The 17,926-nt window shown below is 71.5% G+C and carries 13 protein-coding genes; 6 read left to right on the top strand and 7 right to left on the bottom strand.

The window, feature by feature from the left end; all coding sequences use genetic code 11:
• Positions 1-209: 209 nt before the first annotated feature.
• Both ACFPQ9_RS40695 and ACFPQ9_RS40690 read left to right on the top strand, forming a co-directional pair.
• Positions 210-1,682, top strand: coding sequence for an APC family permease (locus tag ACFPQ9_RS40695; protein ID WP_380864664.1), 1,473 nt, complete (start codon positions 210-212; stop codon positions 1,680-1,682).
• Positions 1,683-1,693: 11 nt separating this feature from the next.
• Positions 1,694-2,665 (top strand): hypothetical protein, encoded by a 972-nt coding sequence (locus ACFPQ9_RS40690; RefSeq protein ID WP_380864663.1) that lies wholly within the window; start codon positions 1,694-1,696, stop codon positions 2,663-2,665.
• A 45-nt stretch (positions 2,666-2,710) separates the two neighbouring features.
• Here the strand turns inward: ACFPQ9_RS40690 and ACFPQ9_RS40685 are convergent, their stop codons facing one another.
• Together ACFPQ9_RS40685 and ACFPQ9_RS40680 are read right to left on the bottom strand one after the other, a co-directional pair.
• Positions 2,711-3,655 (bottom strand): lysylphosphatidylglycerol synthase transmembrane domain-containing protein, encoded by a 945-nt coding sequence (locus tag ACFPQ9_RS40685; RefSeq protein WP_380864661.1) that lies wholly within the window; start codon positions 3,653-3,655, stop codon positions 2,711-2,713.
• Entirely contained in the window at positions 3,652-5,148 is a 1,497-nt protein-coding gene (locus ACFPQ9_RS40680) for a hypothetical protein (protein WP_380864659.1), read from the bottom strand. The genes ACFPQ9_RS40685 and ACFPQ9_RS40680 overlap by 4 nt, the downstream gene beginning before the upstream one ends.
• A gap of 225 nt (positions 5,149-5,373) precedes the next feature.
• Here ACFPQ9_RS40680 and ACFPQ9_RS40675 point away from each other — a divergent pair, with 225 nt between their 5' ends.
• Positions 5,374-6,054 (top strand): nucleoside/nucleotide kinase family protein, encoded by a 681-nt coding sequence (locus ACFPQ9_RS40675; protein ID WP_380864657.1) that lies wholly within the window; start codon positions 5,374-5,376, stop codon positions 6,052-6,054.
• 8 nt (positions 6,055-6,062) lie between these two features.
• On the opposite strand, the gene ACFPQ9_RS40670 is transcribed toward ACFPQ9_RS40675, so the two are convergent.
• The 5 genes from ACFPQ9_RS40670 to ACFPQ9_RS40650 all read right to left on the bottom strand — a co-directional run bounded on the left by ACFPQ9_RS40670 (position 6,063) and on the right by ACFPQ9_RS40650 (position 12,680).
• Positions 6,063-7,895, bottom strand: a complete 1,833-nt coding sequence (locus ACFPQ9_RS40670) for a hypothetical protein (protein ID WP_380864656.1) — start codon at positions 7,893-7,895, stop codon at positions 6,063-6,065.
• A gap of 4 nt (positions 7,896-7,899) precedes the next feature.
• Positions 7,900-8,787: a carbohydrate ABC transporter permease gene (locus tag ACFPQ9_RS40665; RefSeq protein ID WP_380864654.1), complete on the bottom strand. Its 888-nt coding sequence runs from the start codon at positions 8,785-8,787 to the stop codon at positions 7,900-7,902.
• Positions 8,788-8,811: 24 nt separating this feature from the next.
• Positions 8,812-9,792: a carbohydrate ABC transporter permease gene (locus tag ACFPQ9_RS40660; protein WP_380864652.1), complete on the bottom strand. Its 981-nt coding sequence runs from the start codon at positions 9,790-9,792 to the stop codon at positions 8,812-8,814.
• A 166-nt stretch (positions 9,793-9,958) separates the two neighbouring features.
• Positions 9,959-11,290 carry an ABC transporter substrate-binding protein gene (locus tag ACFPQ9_RS40655; RefSeq protein WP_380864650.1) on the bottom strand — a complete coding sequence of 444 codons (1,332 nt, stop codon included), beginning with the start codon at positions 11,288-11,290 and terminating at the stop codon, positions 9,959-9,961.
• 268 nt (positions 11,291-11,558) lie between these two features.
• Entirely contained in the window at positions 11,559-12,680 is a 1,122-nt protein-coding gene (locus tag ACFPQ9_RS40650; protein ID WP_380864648.1) for an ROK family protein, read from the bottom strand.
• 325 nt (positions 12,681-13,005) lie between these two features.
• Between ACFPQ9_RS40650 and ACFPQ9_RS40645 the strand changes: the two genes are divergently transcribed.
• The 3 genes from ACFPQ9_RS40645 to ACFPQ9_RS40635 all read left to right on the top strand — a co-directional run bounded on the left by ACFPQ9_RS40645 (position 13,006) and on the right by ACFPQ9_RS40635 (position 17,847).
• Positions 13,006-13,914, top strand: a complete 909-nt coding sequence (locus ACFPQ9_RS40645; protein ID WP_380864647.1) for an N-acetylglucosamine kinase — start codon at positions 13,006-13,008, stop codon at positions 13,912-13,914.
• Between the two features lie 186 nt (positions 13,915-14,100).
• Entirely contained in the window at positions 14,101-16,023 is a 1,923-nt protein-coding gene (locus tag ACFPQ9_RS40640; RefSeq protein ID WP_380864645.1) for a phosphatase PAP2 family protein, read from the top strand.
• Between the two features lie 270 nt (positions 16,024-16,293).
• Positions 16,294-17,847: a phospholipid carrier-dependent glycosyltransferase gene (locus ACFPQ9_RS40635; RefSeq protein WP_380864985.1), complete on the top strand. Its 1,554-nt coding sequence runs from the start codon at positions 16,294-16,296 to the stop codon at positions 17,845-17,847.
• Positions 17,848-17,926 lie beyond the last annotated feature (79 nt).

The following is a 17,926-nucleotide window of genomic DNA, read 5'->3' as shown; positions in this document are numbered from 1 at the left end:
GAGGCCTCCAAGAGTGTGGCTATCATCACTCGCACACACGGCGTGACGACACAGCGACGCAACGGCGTACAGTGTCCGCCACCCGTTGTCAGCCGCCCCCTGCCCCGAGGCCATCCCTCTCCGGTTCGTGGCGTCGTTCCACCCCCCACCCCCTTTACGGCGCAGGGGCCGTCGCCCTCGCGTCGTGCACGACGGAAAGCAGCGCACCCATGAGCTACAACAGGGGCAGAGGGCTACAGGCCAATGTCCTCGGCACGTTCGACACGGTGGTGATGGCGGTCGCGGGCAGCGCCCCGGCGTACTCGATCGCCGCGACCACGGCGGTCCTCGTCGGCGCGGTGGGCCTGGCCAGCCCGGCGGCGCTGCTGTACTGCGCGATACCGATGCTGGGCATCGCGCTGGCGTTCAGCCGGCTCGGCCGTATCGACGTGAACGCGGGCGCCAGCTACTCCTGGGTCGGGCGGACGCTGCATCCCTTTCTCGGCTTCATCAGCGGCTGGGCGCTGGTGATCTCGACGACCATCTTCATGGTGGCGGGTTCGCTGCCCGCCGGTTCGATGACGCTGGCCCTGTTCGACGAGGAACTCGCGGAGAGCACCGCGCTGTCGACGCTGGTCGGCGCCTGCTGGTTCCTGATCATGCTGGGCGTGGTGCTGGGCGGGGCGCGGCTCACCGTCCGGGCGCAGATCGTGATGTCGGGCGTCGAGCTGGTCATACTCGCGCTGTTCGCCGTGCTCGCCGTCTTCCATTCGGGAAGCGCCCGCGCCTTCGACTGGTCGTGGCTCGGCTTCGGGCAGTTCGACGGGGTGGCGGGATTCGCGTCGGGGGCGCTGATCGCCGCGTTCTACTACTGGGGCTGGGACGTGACCAGCAACCTCAGTGAGGAGACCCGCAACAGCCGCCGTACGACGGGCCTCGCGGGACTCATCGGGGTAGGCATCGTGTTCCTGCTGTTCGAGGTGTTCACGATCGCGGTGAACGTCATCCTGTCCTCGCAGCAGATCCAGGACAACGACGCCAACGTGCTGGCGGTGCTCGGCGAGGAGGTGTGGCCGGGCTGGGGCGGCAAGTTGCTGATCGTGGCCGTGATGCTGTCCACGATCGCCACGCTGGAGACCACGCTGATCCAGGTGACGCGTTCGCTGTTCGCGATGGGCCGGGACCGCACGATGCCGTCCGCACTGGGCAAGGTGCACCAGCGTTGGAACACGCCGTGGGTGGCGGTCGCGGTGGTCGGCGTGGTGGCGCTGGTGATGTTCATCGCCTCCAACGCCCTGGGCACGGTGGGCGACATCCTCTCCGACGCCATCTCGGCGATCGGCCTCCAGATCGCCGTCTACTACGGGCTGGCGGGTCTCGCGGCCGTCGTCGCCTACCGCAAGATGCTGCTGACGTCGGTGGGCGACTTCGTGCTCGGCGGTCTGTGGCCCCTGTTCGGCGCCCTGTTCATGTTCTGGATCTTCGTCGAGTCGCTGGGCGAGCTGAGCAGTTCGGCGGTCGCGATCGGCCTGGGCGGTATCGCGGCCGGTCTGATCCCGATGCTCTGGTACTGGCGGCAGGGCAGCGACTACTACCGGCCGGCCAAACTGGACGCCACACAGACCGTCCGGGCGGACTACGTCCCGGCCGATGGCGGCGGCGACAACTCCCTCGTCCACGAGGGTCTTCCGACCGACTTCTGAGGGAGACCCCGATGGCGCGAGGCAACTTCAGACGCGACTTCACTCCCGACTTCGACCCCGACTGCGGGGACTCGGCCCTGACCAGCGCCCGCCAGGACATCGTCATCGGCCGCTGGCAGGGGCTGCGGGAACTGCTGCGCTCCACCGGGCCCGACTGGCCGGTGCGGGGTCACCGGGTGCGGCTGCTCGCGCAGGCCTGCGCGAGCAGTTCCACGGTGGAGTCGTGGCTGGCCGCCGAGCCGCACAGCGGTGACGCGCTGGTGCTGCGGGCGGCCACGGAGACGGCCCGGGCGTTCAACGTGGCCATCTCCGCGGGCCGGGGCGTACCGATCGACACGCGGCGCATCGACACCGCGGTGCTGTCGTGCCTGAAGGCCGCCGACTCCTATCCCGACGACCCGACGCCGTGGATCTCGCTGATCTCGGTGGCCCGGCTCTATCCGAAGGGGGTGCGGCGGCAGGAACTGGGGCGCTGGTGGGACGAGTTGCACGGCCGCGACCCGTACAGCGTGGAGGGGCATCTCCAGGTGCTGCACTACTACTCCTCGCGCTGGCACGGCACGCACGGCCTGATGTACGACTTCGCCCGTGACGCGGCCGGCGTGGCACCCTCCGGCTGCCCGCTGCCTGTGCTCGTGCAGTACGCCCGGGTCGAGGAGTTCCGCTTCGCCCTGGACGCGGCCAAGGGACAGCACGCCTCGATGGGGATCGGCCAGCACTGGAGCAACGACGGCGCCGTCAGCGACGTACGCCGGACCTGGGAGCGCTGGATCATGGGCCGCGCCGCGAACGACGTGGCCCCGGTCGAGCTGCGCGACCTCAACTACCTGGCCCACGCGGCCTGTCAGGCGGGCGTCCACGACATCGCCGCGGCCCTGTTCCGGATGCTGGGACACCGGGCCACTCGGGCACCCTGGGTGTACACCGGCGACCCGGACAAGCAGTTCGTCAAGTGGCACCGGGAGGTGGGGGTACGGGGCTGACCCGCACCGACGGGTGAAAGGGCCGGCCGGGAAACGCTGTCGGGCTCACAGGGCCCGGCGCCGGACGAGCACCGCGAGTACCGCCAGGCCCGGAATCAGCGGCAGCCACACCGTCAGCATCCGGTAGCCGATGACGGCGGAGGCGGCCGCCGCGGCCGGGGCGCCGGAGAGGGTGAGCGCGAGGGCGAGCGCGGCGTCGAGGGAGCCGATACCGCCGGGCGTGGGCAGCAGGGCTGCGGCACTGCTCGCGGCGAGGTAGAGCAGCGCCACCCGGACCGGGGCGAGCGGCAGGGCGACGGCGCGGGTGACGGCGATCAGCACGGCACAGTGCAGGACCACGAAGGCCAGCGAGCCTCCCCACAGGGCCGCCGCTCTCACCGGTCGGGCGTGGACCGCCGTGATGTACGCCCACACCGCCACCAGGGCCCGTCGGCACCGAGGCCGCAGCGGGCCGGCCAGCACCAGGAGCACGACGGCGGCCGCGGCACAGACGGCGGCGACGAACCCGCCGTTGACGTGCGGGAGATGCAGCACACCCGGGGAGGCCGCGAAGAGTACGGCGATCAGGGCGCCCCGGGCGATTCCACCCGCGGTGCCTTTGACCGCGACGGCGGTGGCGGCGTCGCCGAGCGGTAAGCCGCGGCGTATGAGGAAGCGCAGGTTCACTGTGGCCGTGCCGAGCCCGGCGGGCAGTACCTGGTTGGCGGCGGAAGCGGCGAACTGTCCCGCCACCAGCGGTCCGGGCGGTAACCGGCGCGGCACCGCGCCCTGCTGGGCGAGTGCCGAACACGGCCAGGTCAGCAGGGTGATGGCGGCGGCGACCAGCAGCCAGCCCCGGTCGGCTTCGGCCAGCCGGACCGCGCCGGTCTGCAGCACCGGCCAGTGTCGCCGGGCCGGCAGGGCCACGGCCACCAGGACGGCGAGCGTGAGGGCGGTGTGCCAGTAGAGCCTTCTGCGCCGGAGGGGGGTGAGGATCTCCTCCGACGTCATGCCGTTCCGCCCGCGAGCGGCGTCGGGGCGATGCGGACGTCCAGGCCGTCGAGGCGATGGAGTTCCCAGTCACGGGCGTGGTGGGGCGGCTCGTGGCCGGGCCGCGTGAGGACGCCGACCGGGACACGGCGGGTGGTGCGCAGGATGTCGGCCCTGGTGGTGTTGGCGTTGTGGCCGTTCGTCGCGCCGGAGGCGCAGCCTGCGTAGTAGGCGACGGGGATGGCCTCGTGCCCGGTCAGCAGGCAGGGCGGGCGCACACCGAGGCGGTGCAGTTCGGTGGCGGTGCGTGCCCAGGCGTCGCGGGCGGCGGTGATGCGGTCCACGGTGCGGTCCAGGACGGAGTACTGCACGACCAGATGTCCGGTGAGCACGAGCCCGACGACGGCCGCGACCGCGGGGCGCCACCGTCCGTTCGGCGTGGTGACGACGTGGAACAGCGCGTCGGCGACCGGGACGGCGAGCAGGGCGTAGGCGGGCAGCAGGAAGCGGGGTGCCGCGTAGCCGATGAGGAACAGATAGGGGAAGGCGGCTGTCGTGGCGCAGGCCAGCGGGATCAGGCTGCGGGCGGTACGGCCGGCGCGGACCGCGACCCTGAGGCCGTAGGCGGCGAGCAGGGGCACCACCAGCCACCAGGCGAACACGGTCACATGGGGCGTAGCGATGTCGCACGGCCGGCACAGCGTGCTGCCGACGAGGCTGCGCAGCTGGTCGTCGACGGCGAGGTTCCAGCCGAGGTCGCCCTGGATGCGGGAGGCCTCGTTCAGCCGCTCCCGCAGCCCGCCGTAGCCGATGTACGCCTCGATGACCCACTGGACGCCACCGGCGAAGAGCCCGGTGGCGAGGGCGGACCCGAGGCGCCAGTGCCGTGCCGCCACGGCGAGGCCGAGCAGCGGCATGGTGACCCAGACGGCGTCGGTGGGCCGCATCCACGCCATCAGCAAGGCGCCCGCGAGAACGCCCCACAGGGCCCGGTGGTCGAACCGGTCGCGTCGGGCGCGCACGAAGCAGCCGACGCAGATCAGGGCGCCGAACGCGACCCAGAGGTTCGGCATGGCCTGCGGGCCGTAGAAGAGGGTGATCCACAGCGTGGTGAACAGGGCGCCCGCACCTGCCAGGACGCGGGCCGGGAACAGCCGGCGCCAGACGCGCAGGGCCAGGTACAGGGCGAGTCCGGACAGGACGGCGAGGAAGACGCGCAGCAGGACGGTGGAGTCCGACCAGGAGGCGATGGGCCACACCAGCAGCGGGACGCCCCGCGCGCGGGGAGCGCTGAAGAACGCGGCCGGCGCCTCGGTCCCGACCTGGCTGACGTAGACGACCTCGTCCCAGCCGAGGCCCATCGAGGGCCGGACGAGGAGGAGTTGGAGGAGGGTGAAGGCGGCGGCCACGGCCGTGAGCAGGGCGTCTCCGCGTGTCCGCCAATGCCTGCCGGACACGAACACCTCGTGGTGTCGCCCCGCACCGACGAACATGGGCTTCGTGCCCTGAGCCATCGTCCACCCCTCACCCCTACGACCCGTAGGGCGGCTGAGCCCACAGCCCGGCGAGTGGGACAGCGGGGACCGGAATGATCACAAACATGGACAAACTATCCCGCAGGGGGTAGGTGTGCCGAGCATCGTTCGGCCAGGCGAATGACATGGGCCGATGACCGCACGGCCAAGTGGGTCCGGTACACCGCCGGAAGCCGCCGCGGCCCGGGTGCCACACTTTGCTGTGTGACGTTGACCTTCGACGACCTCCTCGCGCGCGCCCGCTCGCTCCCCCGGGACGGCCGACGCGCCGTCCTCGGAATCGCCGGCAGCCCCGGGGCGGGCAAGACGACGCTCGCCGAACGCCTGGTGCGGGAGCTGAACGGTGTCGGGGCCCCCTGGGTCGCGCATGTGCCGATGGACGGCTTCCATCTCGCCGACGTCGAGTTGGAGCGGCTCGGACTGCGGGACCGCAAAGGCGCGCCCGACACGTTCGACGCGGCGGGGTACGCGGCGCTGCTGCGGCGGCTGCACGAGGACGCCGCTGACGAGATCGTGTACGCGCCCGGCTTCGAGCGGGTGCTGGAGCAGCCGATCGCGGGTGCCGTGCCGGTCGAGCCGGCGGCCCGGCTGGTGGTGACCGAGGGCAACTATCTGCTGCTGGACACGGCCGCGTGGGCCGGGGTGCGGTCGCGGCTGGACGAGGTGTGGTTCTGCGAGCTCGACGAGGAGGTGCGGCTGCGGCAGCTGATCGCCCGGCACGAGCGGTTCGGCAAGTCGCACGAGCAGGCGGTGGCCTGGGTGATGCGCTCGGACCAGCGCAACGCGGAGCTGGTCGCCTCGACCCGGGACCGGGCCGATCTGGTGGTCCCGGTCACGGCACTGCCCGCCCCGCACGAGCCGCCGACGGCTCGTGCGGGGACGTGAGCGGCGGCCTACACGGCCTTCAGGGTCAGTTCCGGCTCTCCGTGAGCGTCGCCCGCGGGCTCGCCGATCACGGCGGTGAAGGACTCGGTGCGGACCGTCAGACCTGAACCGGTGGCTGCGAAGACGGGCGAGAAGGGACCGGCCGGTCCGTAGCGTACGGCGAAGACGTGCAGGTCGTCCGGGGCGCCGGGGGCCGGTCCGGCCTCCAGGGCCGTCGAGCCGACCAGGTGGCTCCAGCCCAGGTCGGGATTGCCGTAGCCGCGGGGATCGGCCGCCAGGGCGAAGGCGGCCTCCTCCTGGGTCCGTTCGGCGCGGGCGTCGAAGTGGTCCACCGCGTCCGACTCGGGGTGCGTCAGCCGCAGTTCACCGTCCGCCGTGACCTCGCCTTCGGCGGTACGGCGCACTCGGTCGCCGTCGTCGGCGGCGTACGGCAGTCCCGCCAGCAGGTAGGGCGAGCCGGGGAGCCGTTCCACCGCGACCGTCGTCCACAGGCTCGTGCCGTCGGTGACGTACAGGGACCGCACATGGCGCAGGACGTGGTCGCGGCCGACGACCGGCTTGGTGACCAGTTTCGCCCGCAGGCCGCCGGCGGCGATGTCCCGGACCCGGGTCTCGCCCATCGGCCGGCAGTACAGGAAGCCGTCCGTCACCGGGCCGAAGCCGTGCTGCCGGTTCACGGCCGCGGGGAGGTAGTAGGTGCCGGCCGCCTCGACCAGTGACGGGGTCATCCGGTCGTCGAAGGCCACCGAGACACCGCCCGCGCGCAGTTGGTGGCGGGCCGGGGTGGTGGACGGTGTGCGGTGCCAGCGCGTGCCGTCCTGGATCTGCCAGACCAGCATCCACGCGAAGTGCCCGTCGATGCCGCCGTCCGCCTTGACCGCGTGCCGGCCCCAGCGGGTGTCGCCCCGGTAGCGGCCGAGGTCGGAGCCGATCCGTGCGCTGAAGTAGCGCAGCCCGAGCACCGACTCGAAGCCGCTGTGCTGCTCGCTGTAGCGGGGGCCGCCGTGGTCGAAGCCGCCGCCGGGCAGCCGGGCGTCGATGTACCGGGCGAGCGCGTCGCCGTCCTCCGCGAAGACCGCCTCGCCGCTGACGCGATGGGCCTGGGCGAGGAAGGACAGGGAGATCGGGCCGTAGTTGTTGTCGTAGGCGCCGCCGTGCTCGGGAGGCAGCAGGGCACCCCGGTCGCGCACCCGGTGGGCGCGGATCCTCTCCTCGTACAGGCGCAACGCGCGCTCGCGCGTCGCTTCGCCGTCCGCGGCAGGGAGATGGCGGGCGAGCATCAGGCCCCCGACCACGCAGCCGACCGCCTGGTTGCCGGCTTCCTGAGGGTTGAAGAACGTCGCCTCGGTCAGCCACCGCCAGTATCCGTGGGCGACCCGCACGAGCTCGGCGCGCTGCTCGTCCGCGACGAGCCCCTCCGCCAGGTCCAGCAGGTTGACCGACTGCAGCAGCGCCCACACGGTGCTCGGCCAGTCGCCGATGGGGTGGGCGCCCGCCTCCAGGACGTAACGGGCGTACGGCAGTCCGGTGCCGCGGGCCGTCAGGTTCGGGTAGCCGGGGTTGTCCTCGGTGTACACCCGCTCCCGCAGATGGAAGGCGAGGCTGCGGCGCACCGCCTCCGGCAGCCGGGGGTCCTTGCCCCGCTGCCAGGCGAGGGCGAGCAGCGAGGTGACGCCGAGTGAGGTGTCGCCGATGTCGTCGCCGCAGTCCGGGTGCTCCAGGCTGCCGTCCGGTGTGAGCCGGGCGAGGGCCTCCTCGACGACACCGGCGAGGACCGCGTCGTAGGCCTCCGGGGTGTCGGGGAGGTCGTGCAGGGCGCCGAGCTGGCGAGGGAGATGCACGGGGTCAGCCCTTCATACCGGAGGTGGCCATACCTTCCACCAGCCTCTTCTGGAAGATGAGGAAGCAGATGAGCGTCGGCAGGAGGGCGAGTGTCGACATGGCGAACATCGCGCCGTAGGAGGAGCCGCTCGTCTGGTCGAGGAACAGGGTCAGGCCGAGGGGGACGGTGAACTTGTCGTTCTGCTGGAGGTAGACGAGCTGGTGCAGGAAGTCGTCGTACGTCCAGATGAAGGTGAAGATCGTGGTGGTGATCAGGGCCGGCTTCATCAGGGGCAGGATGATCTTCCAGTAGATCTTCCATGGGTTGGCGCCGTCGACCATGGCGGCCTGGTCCAGCTCGCGCGGTATGGAGCGGATGAACTGCACCATCAGGAAGATGAAGAAGGCGTCCACCGCGAGGAACTTCGGCACGATCAGCGGCAGGAACGTGTTGATCCAGGTCAGGTTGTAGAAGATCGTGTACTGCGGGATCAGCACCGCCTGCGTGGGCAGCATCAGCGTGCCGAGCATCAGGCCGAACCAGATCTTCTTGCCGCGGAACTCGAAGCGGGCGAAGGCGTAGGCGGCCAGCGAGCAGGAGATGACGTTGCCGATCACCGCGCCGATCGTGACGATCAGCGAGTTGGTGATGTACAGCGAGAAGGAGTTGCCGGAGCCGCTCCAGCCCTCGGAGTAGTTCTCGGGGCGCACCTGGTTCGGGATGAGCCCGGGGTGGGTGAAGATCTCGGTGTCGGGCTTCAGGGAGCTGCTGAGCATCCACATCAGCGGATAGAGCATGACGACGGCGACGCCGATGAGCAGGGTGTGGGCGAAGATGCGGCGCGGTCCGGTGAGCGAGCGCAGCCGGTGCAGCGGTGACTTCGACGGCTGGGCCGAGGTGATGGCGGACATGGTGAAGGACTCCTCGCTCGGACGTCAGTCGTCGTAGTGGACCCAGTAGCGGCTGCCGATGAAGTTGACCGCCGTGAACAGCGCGATGACCAGGAACAGCACCCAGGCCAGCGCCGAGGCGTACCCCATCTGAAGGTCCGTGAAGCCCTTCTTGTACAGGTAGAGGGAGTAGAGCATGGTCGAGTTGAGGGGGCCGCCGGAGCCGTTGCTGATCACGAACGCGGGGGTGAACGTCTTGAACGCGTCGATGATCTGGAGCACCACGTTGAAGAAGACGATCGGCGTGAGCAGCGGCAGGGTGATCCTGAAGAACCGGGTGACGGGGCCGGCGCCGTCGATCGAGGCCGCCTCGTACACGTCCTTCGGCAGCTGCTTGAGGCCGGCGAGGAAGATGACCATCGGGGTGCCGAACTGCCAGACGGCCAGCAGGACGAGCGTGTAGAGCGCGGTGTCGGGGCTGGAGATCCAGTCCTGCCCGGTGTCGAGGCCGAACCAGCCGAGGAAGTCGTTGAACAGGCCGTCCCCGCCGAAGACCTGCCGCCACACGATGGCGATGGCCACCGCACCACCGAGCAGCGACGGCAGATAGAAGGCGGCCCGGTACAGGCCGATGCCCTTGAGGTCGCGGTTGAGCAGCATGGCCACGCCGAGGGCGAGGGCGAGCTTGAGGGGCACGGAGACGACGACGTACACGAGGGTGGCGTGCACGGAGTCCCAGAAGACCGGGTCGTCGTGGAACATCCGGTCGTAGTTGTCCAGGCCGACCCACTGCGCGGGCGTCAGCAGGTCGAAGTCGGTGAAGGACAGATACAGCGAGTCGAGCATCGGGTAGATGGTCAGCCCGAACAGGCCGACGAACCAGGGAGCCAGGAAGAGGTACGGCCACCAGCCCCCGCCCCGCCGTCTGGCGAGCCGGCGCCGCATACGGTCGCGCTCCCGCTGGTCGGCCCCGGCCACGGAACCCGGCGGCTCCTTCACGACCGCGTCGGTCTGCGCGGTGGACATACTCATCTCTCCCTGGCCCTCTCCCGGTGCTGCCTATGTGCCCTGCCCTGCAACGCCCTGAAGGGGCGCGGGGCTCTATTTGAATTGCGGCTACCGCCGCGTGGGCGCGACCAGCCACAACGCGCCCGCAGACGCAGAACGACACATCCCGCCACCCCCTTGGGCGCTACCCCCCGAGAATCCCGGCGGCCTGATCGAAGAACTCACCGAGCTGCGCCTTGATCGACTTCTTGCCGAAGGCCACCGCCAGGTTCGACTGGAACAGCAGATCCCAGATCTGGTCGGCCCCCTGCGGCGGCGGCACCGGCGCGGGCAGCGCGTTCGACGCCTTGGAGACACGCTGGGAGATGTAGTCGGCGTTCTCCATGTTCAGCTTGTCCGTCTCGGTCAGACCCGAGGCGATCAGATTGCGGGCCTTCTCGGTCGGCGGAATGCCGCGGAACAGCTGCATGTCCTTGATCGCGGTGTCGTCCTGGGCGAAGAAGTTCATGATCTTCACCGAGTCGGCCACCTTCTTGCTGGCCTTGGTGGCGCTCAGCAGCACACCGCCGTTGACGAAGTTGCCCTCGCGCGCACCGGAGAAGTCGCCCTGCGGCGTCGGCAGGAAGTCCAGCTGCGCGTCGGTGATGGAGCCTCCCGCGCCGTAGACACCGGAGTCGAAGGTGAACAGGGCCTTGCCTATGACGACCGCGTTCTTGGTGAGGTCGTTGTGCGCGGCGGAGGTGATGGCGGGCGGCGGGGAGGCGTTGGTCTTCCGCATCTCCGCCCAGTACTCCCACCATTCCTGGAGGGTGTCGGAGGTGAAGCCGAGCTTCTTGCCGTCGTCGGAGAAGAACTGCTGGCCCTTCTCACGGGCGAAGATCTCGAAGCACTGGAGGGTGGAGCCGCCGCCGTCGTCGACGCCGTAGATCTTGCCGCCGCTCTTCTTGTGGACGTCCTGGGCGACCTCCTTCAGGTCGGCCCACGTCCACTCGCGGTCCGGCAGCTTCAGGCCGAGGTTCTCCAGGCCGCTGCGGTTGACGGTGAGCTGGTTGACGCCGATGCCGGACGGCACGCCGTAGAGCTTGCCGTCGACCGTGCCGGCGGCGAGGAGCGTCTTGGAGAAGCCGGTGAGGTCCAGGGACTTGCCGACGTAGGAGTCCAGTGGGGCGAGGACGCCCTTGCGGGCGTACTGCGCGACCAGGGCGGTGTCCATCTGGAGCAGGTCGGGGGCGCTGCCGCCGGCGATGTTGGTGTTGAACTTGTCGAAGTAGCCGTCGTAGCCCTGGTAGGTCTCGCGGATCTTGATCTTCGAGTTCTGCTTCTGGAAAGTGGCCAGCGCCTTCTTGTAGGCGTTGTGGCGGTCGTCGCTGCCCCACCAGGTCATGGTCAGGTCGCTGCTGGTGCTGCCGGCACCGGTGCCACCGGCGCAGGCGCTGAGAGAGCTGCCGAGCGCGCCGGCGACGGCCAGTCCGCTCGCGGTGCGGAAGAGGGTTCTGCGCGAGATCTGGTGACCCACCGGGTCCTCCCTGGATGTGCGTGACGGATCGCCCGGCCCTGAGGCGGCTCGGATCCCTGTGTGGATGGCGTTTCCCGGCCCGCGACCTCGCCCGGTCGCACCGCCGTGTCGGACGGGGTTCCGCGGCCGTGGTCCCGGCCGTGACCGTGCGAGCACGCCCTCGCACGGCTCGCCGTACGTGTCGTACGGCGGAGTACCTCGTCCCGAGCCGGGTCCCGCCGGCTCAGAAAGCGCTTGTCCGGACATTGGCAGAAGCGGGGCGAGTCCGTCAATGCTTCGCCTGGAGAGCCCCGGTCACGGTTTGGATTCCGTGGGCCACGGCGAGCCGGGTGGCCCCCACGACGGTGCCGCTGTCGGCGAGCGCGCTGCTGACGACCTCCGTGGGCCAGCTCAGCCGGGCGAGTTCGGCCCGCACACCCGGCACCAGCTGCGGGTTCGAGCCGACGGCGCCGCCCAGCACGATCAGCCCGGGATCCAGTACGGCAGCCACGGCGGCGGCGAGTCGCCCGATGTCGGCGGCGTGCCGCGCGACCACGGCACCCGCCGTGGCGTGCCCTTCACCGGCGAGCGCGAACAGCCGCTCGGCGGTGTCGGGGCACGGCCCGTCGGCGTCCCGCCATACCTCGGCCGTGCGGCGCAGCAAGGAGTCGACGCCGATGTGCTCCTCGAGCGCCTCCTGGCGCGGTTCGCGGCCCTCGTCCCACGGGTACGGCAGCCGGGCCACCTCACCGGCCGCTCCGTTCGCCCCGCGCAGCACCCGGCCGCCGACGACGATGCCGAGGCCGATGCCCACGCCGATGCGCAGATAGCCGAAGGTCTCCCGGCCGCGGGCCGCGCCCTGGTGCAGTTCGGCGAGGGCGGCGCAATTGACGTTGTTCTCCAGGTGGACGGGGACGCCGGGCGGCAGGGCGACGGCCATGGCGTCGAAGACGGGGCCGGCTTTGGCGGTCGCGGGCCGCATCCCGGTGCCGTCCCGGTCCCGGGTGGTGACATCGCCGACCGCGACGACGACGGCGCGCAGCGGGGCGTCGACCGGCAGCGCGTCGAGCGCCTTGCGGACGGTGTCGGCGGCCTCGGCGCGGGTGCCGGTGCCCGTGGCGAGCAGGGTGCCGTCCAGGGCGCAGCCGCGCACCTGGGTCCGGGCGGGTCCGAGGTCGACGGCGAGGACGGCGCCGGAGGCTGGCCCGAGCCGGTAGACGGCGGCGGACCGGCCGGTGGCGCCCGAGGCGGTACCGGAGTGGGCGGCGAGGTCGGCGGCCTCCAGTTCGGCCACGGCGGTGGAGACGGTCGGCTTGGACAGGCCCGCGCCGGCCGCCAGCTGGGGGCGCGTGGCGGTGCCCGCCGCGGCCAGCACAGCGAACACCCCACGCGCGCTCTCGCTCAGGTCCATGGTCTCCCCAGGTCGTGCTGCGGCGACATTACGCGCCGCGATGATCGATCGGCACCGGCAATTCCGCGCCTCTTGACGCACCCTACTTCGTTAGTTAACTTCCTAACGAACTAAGGCGGTACACGCCCACCGCCCCACCCCGAAGCCCGTCCCGGGGCTTCCCGAGACAACGCCGGTCTCGCGCCCCCGAAGGGGCGCGAGGAACTGCGCGACCAGCCACAACGATCCCGCAGACAACGGCGGCTCAACCCGGCCCTCCCAGCGGAGCGCCCACACACGGTTCGCCCGCCGTCGCAGCCTTCAGCGCTCCGACGAAAGAGGATCCGTGCAGGTCACCCCCCAGTCCTCCCCCCTCGTGGTCGGCATCGACGTGGGCGGCACCAAGACGCATCTCCGCGCTCACGCGGGGGAAGACCTGGTCGCCGATCACGTCCGCACGAGCAGCGGCTGGCGGCCGCACGACCCGGTGGCAGCCGCCGGGTGGCTCGCGGCGCTGATCGCCGGCGCCCTGCCGAAGGGGGTGCGTCCGGCCGCCCTCGCGGTGGGCGGACACGCCTGTGAGACGGCCCGCCAGTGCGCCCAGATCCGCACCGCCCTCCAACTCCACCTCGACGCGCCCGCGTCGGTGGTCGGCGACGCCGAACTCCTCGTCCCCGCCGCCGGGTTGGACAAGGGCGTCGGTCTGGTCGCCGGTACCGGTTCCGTCGCGGTCGGCCGGCTGGCCGACGGCACCGCGGTCCAGGTCGGCGGCTGGGGCGCGGTCCTCGGCGACGAGGGCGGCTCCGCCGGTCTCGTCCGTGAGGCAGCACGGGCCGTATGGGCGGCGCACGACCTCGGCGAGGAGCCCGACGCACTGGCGCTCGGGCTCCTCGACGCGTTCCAGGTCCCCGAAGTGCCCGCACTCGGGGCGGCCTTGGAGCGGGCGCAGAGCCCTTCCGCGGACTGGGGCCGGCACGCGCCGGTGGTGTTCGCCGCCGCCGAGGCCGGTTCGCCGCTCGCCCGGGCGGTGATCGACGAGGGCGGCCGGTCACTTGCCGCGCTGGTCGAGCAACTCGCCGCGCGCGGGGTGCCGGTGGACGACGTCGTGGTGGCCGGCAGCACGATTCTCGCGCAGCCCGTCCTGTACGAGGCGTTCGGCGCGGCGCTCGCCGACAGCGTGCCAGGGGTCCGGTCCCGCCCCCTGGAAGTGCCGCCGGTGGAGGGGGCCGTGGCGCTCGCCCGTTCACTCCTGTGACATCCGCCGGACGCCGGGTCATCCCGAGTCCGACACAACTCGCCCGTAGATCTCCGCTCGTAGGACTCGATCTCGATCGCCGGCGCCCCGTGCGCCGCACGCCCGTCCGCTGCGTGCCGATCGGTCGGGTCGGTCGTTTCGATCTCCTCCCGGCCGTTCGGCCGAAGAATTCGAGAGAGGCACTTCATGCCGTCACCCTCCGGGGCCCAGGCCACTCCGACCCTCAACAGAAGGCGCTTTCTGCTGACGTCCGCAGGAGGCGGTGCGGCGCTGGCGGTGGTGCCCGCCTTCGCCGGCTGGCTGCCCACCGCCGACGCCAGGACCGCCGTGCGGGCGGCCGCGTTCGTCGACGACTACCGGACCAACGTCGTCGCCAACCAGACGCCAGAGACCAACGCGGTGGTCCGGATCCTCGGCGGCTTCGCGAGGGTGTGGAAGACCGGCGGTGCCTGGAACACCGGCACGCCGCTCCTGCCCGAGATGCTGCGCGCCAACATGCGCTACTGCGCCCGGATCACCGCCGCGCGCACGGACGCCCAGGCAAAGGAATCGTTCATCATCGACCGTCAGCACCAGAGCTACTCGGTGATCGCCGGGCTCGGTCCGCTGGCGGAGCTGTACCGGACCGGTGCCAAGGCGGTCACGTCGATCACCGGCGCCCCGGACGGCACACCCGCCGGGAAGATCAGCGACGCGCTGCCCGCCGACGCCCCGGCCGGGTCCGCGATCGGCGCCGGTTCCCACGACTCGGACCTCGGCCAGGTGGCCAGGCTGGTCGACACGGTGCGCGGCCCGTTCGCCTCCGGCAACCCGGCGAAGTTCGCCTTCCAGTACCCGCGTCCCTGGCGGATGAACGAGGACAGCGAGGTCGTCGACACCGGGGCCAAGGACGCCTTCGGCTTCCCCGTCTACGACTCGCGGGTGAGCGTCGCCCCGCAGCTCCTGCGCCAGCGCGCCGAGACCCCGGCCGAGGACGGCGGCTTTCCCAGCGGGCACACCAACGCCCTGCACCTGGCGGCCCTGGCGTACGCCCACGCCGTGCCCGAGCGCTTCCAGGAGCTGGTGACCTGCGCCTTCGAACTGAGCCACACGCGGATCGTCGCGGGCATGCACTCCACCGTCGACGTCCTGGGCGGCCGTGTGATGGCCACGGCCCTGGCCGCCGCCGCGCTCGCCGACCCGGCCAACGCCGAACTCAAGGCCGCAGCCCGCGCCCAGGCGCTGGCCTACTTCCTGCAGCACACCGGCAGCACGGCCGACACGCTGTACGCCCATGCCCACTCGGCCGGCACCGACACCGACCCGTACGCCGACCGCGAGGCCAACGCCCGCACCGTCGAGCCCAAGCTGACCTACGTCCTGACCCGGCAGGGCCGTGACGTGCCGCTGACCGTGCCCAAGGGCGCCGAGGTGCTGCTGGAGACGCGCCAGCCCTATCTGACGGCGGCCCAGCGCCGCGAGGTGCTGCGCACGACCGCGCTGCCCGCCGGGTTCGTCCTGCTGGACGGCTTCGAACAGTGGGGGAGGCTCGACCTGTTCTCGGCCGCCGACGGCTACGGCGCCTTCGACTCCGACGTGACCGTCACGCTCGACGCGGCCGCGGGCGGGTTCGGCGCGGCGGACAGCTGGCGCAACGACATCCGCGGCGAGGGCGGCCTGACCAAGCGCGGCACCGGCACGCTCACCCTGACGGGCCACAACCGTTACCACGGCGGCACGGCCGTCGAGGACGGCGTGCTCGTCGCGGCGTCCACCCACGCCCTCGGCCAGGGCGACGTGCGTGTCCTGGGCGGCACGCTGTGCGCGGGCCAGGTGCTGCGGGTGCGCGGCGCCTACGTCCAGGAGGGCGACACCCGCCTGGAGCTGCCGCTGCGCAGGAACCACGGTCCGGCGCTCCAGGTGTCCGGCCGGGTCGTGCTGGGCCGGGGCGCTGTGCTGTCGCTGCGCCTGGACGGCGAGCGCCCGCCGGTCGCGGGGACCACGGTTCCCGTCATCGGGGCACAGCGGCTGCGCGGCCGGTTCGACCGCATCGAGCTGAACTCGCGGGCCTTGCGAGCCGTACCCGTCCATACGGCGGAAGGTCTGTCGGTACGACTCCTGAAGCGGTAACCGGCCTCCCGGCGGAAGCTGATGCAGAGTAGGCCCATGGGCCGCCCGAGGATCAGCTTCCGCCGTCGCGGGGCCGAGGATGCCGCGGAGCGGATGATGGCGCTCGAACAGCAATCGGCCTCGAACCCGACCACAACTCCGACCACGACCCCGGCTCCGGCTCCGCCCGCGGCTCCTGAGGGGCCGGCCGATCCGCCCGATGCCCGGCGCGCTCGGCGGTCCGTCGGGCGCCTCCTCGTGCCGCTCGTCGTGATCGTGCTGCTCGGCCAGATGGCCGTGGCGATGGTGACCACCGCCGTGCGGCAGACGCCGACCATCGACGAACCCGTGTACGTCGGCACGGCGGCCGAGTACCTGCACGAGCGCCGGGTGGTCCACAATCCCGAGCATCCGCCCCTCGGAAAGCTGGTCATCGGCGTCGGGGTGGCCCTCGCCGATCCGCGGGTCGATGCCTCCTTCGACGGCGATCAGGGCCGGTTGGGGCGGCATCTGCTGTACGAGTCCGGGAACGACCCATGGCGTCTGATGCTGTTCGCCCGGCTGCCCGTGATCGCCCTGACGCTCGCGTTCGGGCTGGTCGTGTTCGCCTTCGCCCGGGAACTCGCCGGTGCGGCGGGCGGTTTGGCGGCACTGGGTCTGTACGCCTTCTCCCCCGACCTCGTCGCGCACGGCTCGCTCGCCACGCTGGACGTGCCGGCGGCCGGGTTCGTGCTGACGTCGGTCTGGCTGCTGTGGCGGGCCCGCCATCGGCCGCGGCTGTATGTGCCGTTGGCCGGGGCGGCGCTCGGGGCGGCCCTGGCGACGAAGATGAGCATGCTGGCGGCGATCCCGGTGCTCATGGCACTCGCCGGGCTGTCGGTGTGGTGCGCGAGAGCGCCCACCGCCTCCCGTCGCCGGACGCTGGGGCGGGCCGCCGCGGGCGCCGGCGTCCTGGCGCTGGTCGCGGTCGCGGTCGTATGGGCGTCGTATCTCGTGGTCGATCCGCGGCTGCGCTGGGCGCCGGAGCAGCCCGTGCCGGCGGTGCAGGGCCTGCGGGGGCTGGTCGTGGACCTGCTGCCGTTCCCGGAGGCGTACCGGGACGGTATGCGCGTGCAGTTCGACTTCGAGGACTACCCGTGGCAGGGCTTCCTGTTCGGCCGGCTCTACACCGGCTCGCTCTGGTACTACCTGCCGGCCGCACTGCTGGTGAAGACGCCGCTGGGCATGCTCGCGCTGTGGGCCGCGGGCGCCGTCACCCTGGTGACCGTACGACCGCTGCGGCCCGTGGCGCCGTATCTGCTGGTGCCGACCGCCGTGCTGCTCGGGGCGGCCATGCTCGGGTCCCGGGACTTCGGCACGCGGTACGCCGTCTTCGTGCCGATGTTCCTGGCGGTGGCGGCGGGTTGTGTCCTGGTGGTGCGCCGGCGGTGGGTGCCGGCGGCGGTCGGCGCGCTGGTGCTGTTCGTCGCGGTGAGCTCGCTGCGGACGTACCCCTACTATCTGCCGTACTCCAACGAGGCGTTCGGTGGTCCGGAGAAGACTCATCTGCGGCTGCACGACTCCAACGTCGACTGGGGTCAGGACCTGGGCCGGCTGGCGGACCGGCTGCGCGAGCGGTACCGGGGCGAGCGGATCTGGCTCGTCTACAAGGGCAGCGGAGTGCCGTCGTACTACGGCATCCGCGCCGTGGATCCACGCAGGACGGACGACATCGGCGAGGTGCGCGGACTGCTGGTGGTGTCGGACTCCGCGGCGGCCAAGGCGACCGGACGGCTGGCCGCACTGATCGACAGCAGTCGGCCGATCGACGGCGTCGGCCATTCGATCACGATCTATCGTCGCTGAGTACGGGCGCCTGAGCGGTCGGGTCGACACGGTGTGTGAGCTATGTTGAGGCACTGTGGGAGACAAAAGAGGCGCACCG

Source organism: Streptomyces coerulescens, assembly GCF_042657965.1.
Lineage (GTDB): Bacteria > Actinomycetota > Actinomycetes > Streptomycetales > Streptomycetaceae > Streptomyces > Streptomyces coerulescens.
Note: the sequence above shows the minus strand (reverse complement) of the source record. Positions and strands in the feature narration are given on the sequence as shown.

What these genes read in the sequence shown, in the direction of transcription:
- ACFPQ9_RS40695 (WP_380864664.1), top strand. Translation starts at nt 210, where the DNA reads ATGAGCTACAACAGGGGCAGAGGGCTACAGGCCAATGTCCTCGGCACG.
- ACFPQ9_RS40690 (WP_380864663.1), top strand. Translation starts at nt 1,694, where the DNA reads ATGGCGCGAGGCAACTTCAGACGCGACTTCACTCCCGACTTCGACCCC.
- ACFPQ9_RS40685 (WP_380864661.1), bottom strand. Translation starts at nt 3,655, where the DNA reads ATGACGTCGGAGGAGATCCTCACCCCCCTCCGGCGCAGAAGGCTCTAC.
- ACFPQ9_RS40680 (WP_380864659.1), bottom strand. Translation starts at nt 5,148, where the DNA reads ATGGCTCAGGGCACGAAGCCCATGTTCGTCGGTGCGGGGCGACACCAC.
- ACFPQ9_RS40665 (WP_380864654.1), bottom strand. Translation starts at nt 8,787, where the DNA reads ATGTCCGCCATCACCTCGGCCCAGCCGTCGAAGTCACCGCTGCACCGG.
- ACFPQ9_RS40660 (WP_380864652.1), bottom strand. Translation starts at nt 9,792, where the DNA reads ATGTCCACCGCGCAGACCGACGCGGTCGTGAAGGAGCCGCCGGGTTCC.
- ACFPQ9_RS40650 (WP_380864648.1), bottom strand. Translation starts at nt 12,680, where the DNA reads ATGGACCTGAGCGAGAGCGCGCGTGGGGTGTTCGCTGTGCTGGCCGCG.
- ACFPQ9_RS40640 (WP_380864645.1), top strand. Translation starts at nt 14,101, where the DNA reads ATGCCGTCACCCTCCGGGGCCCAGGCCACTCCGACCCTCAACAGAAGG.
- ACFPQ9_RS40635 (WP_380864985.1), top strand. Translation starts at nt 16,294, where the DNA reads ATGGCCGTGGCGATGGTGACCACCGCCGTGCGGCAGACGCCGACCATC.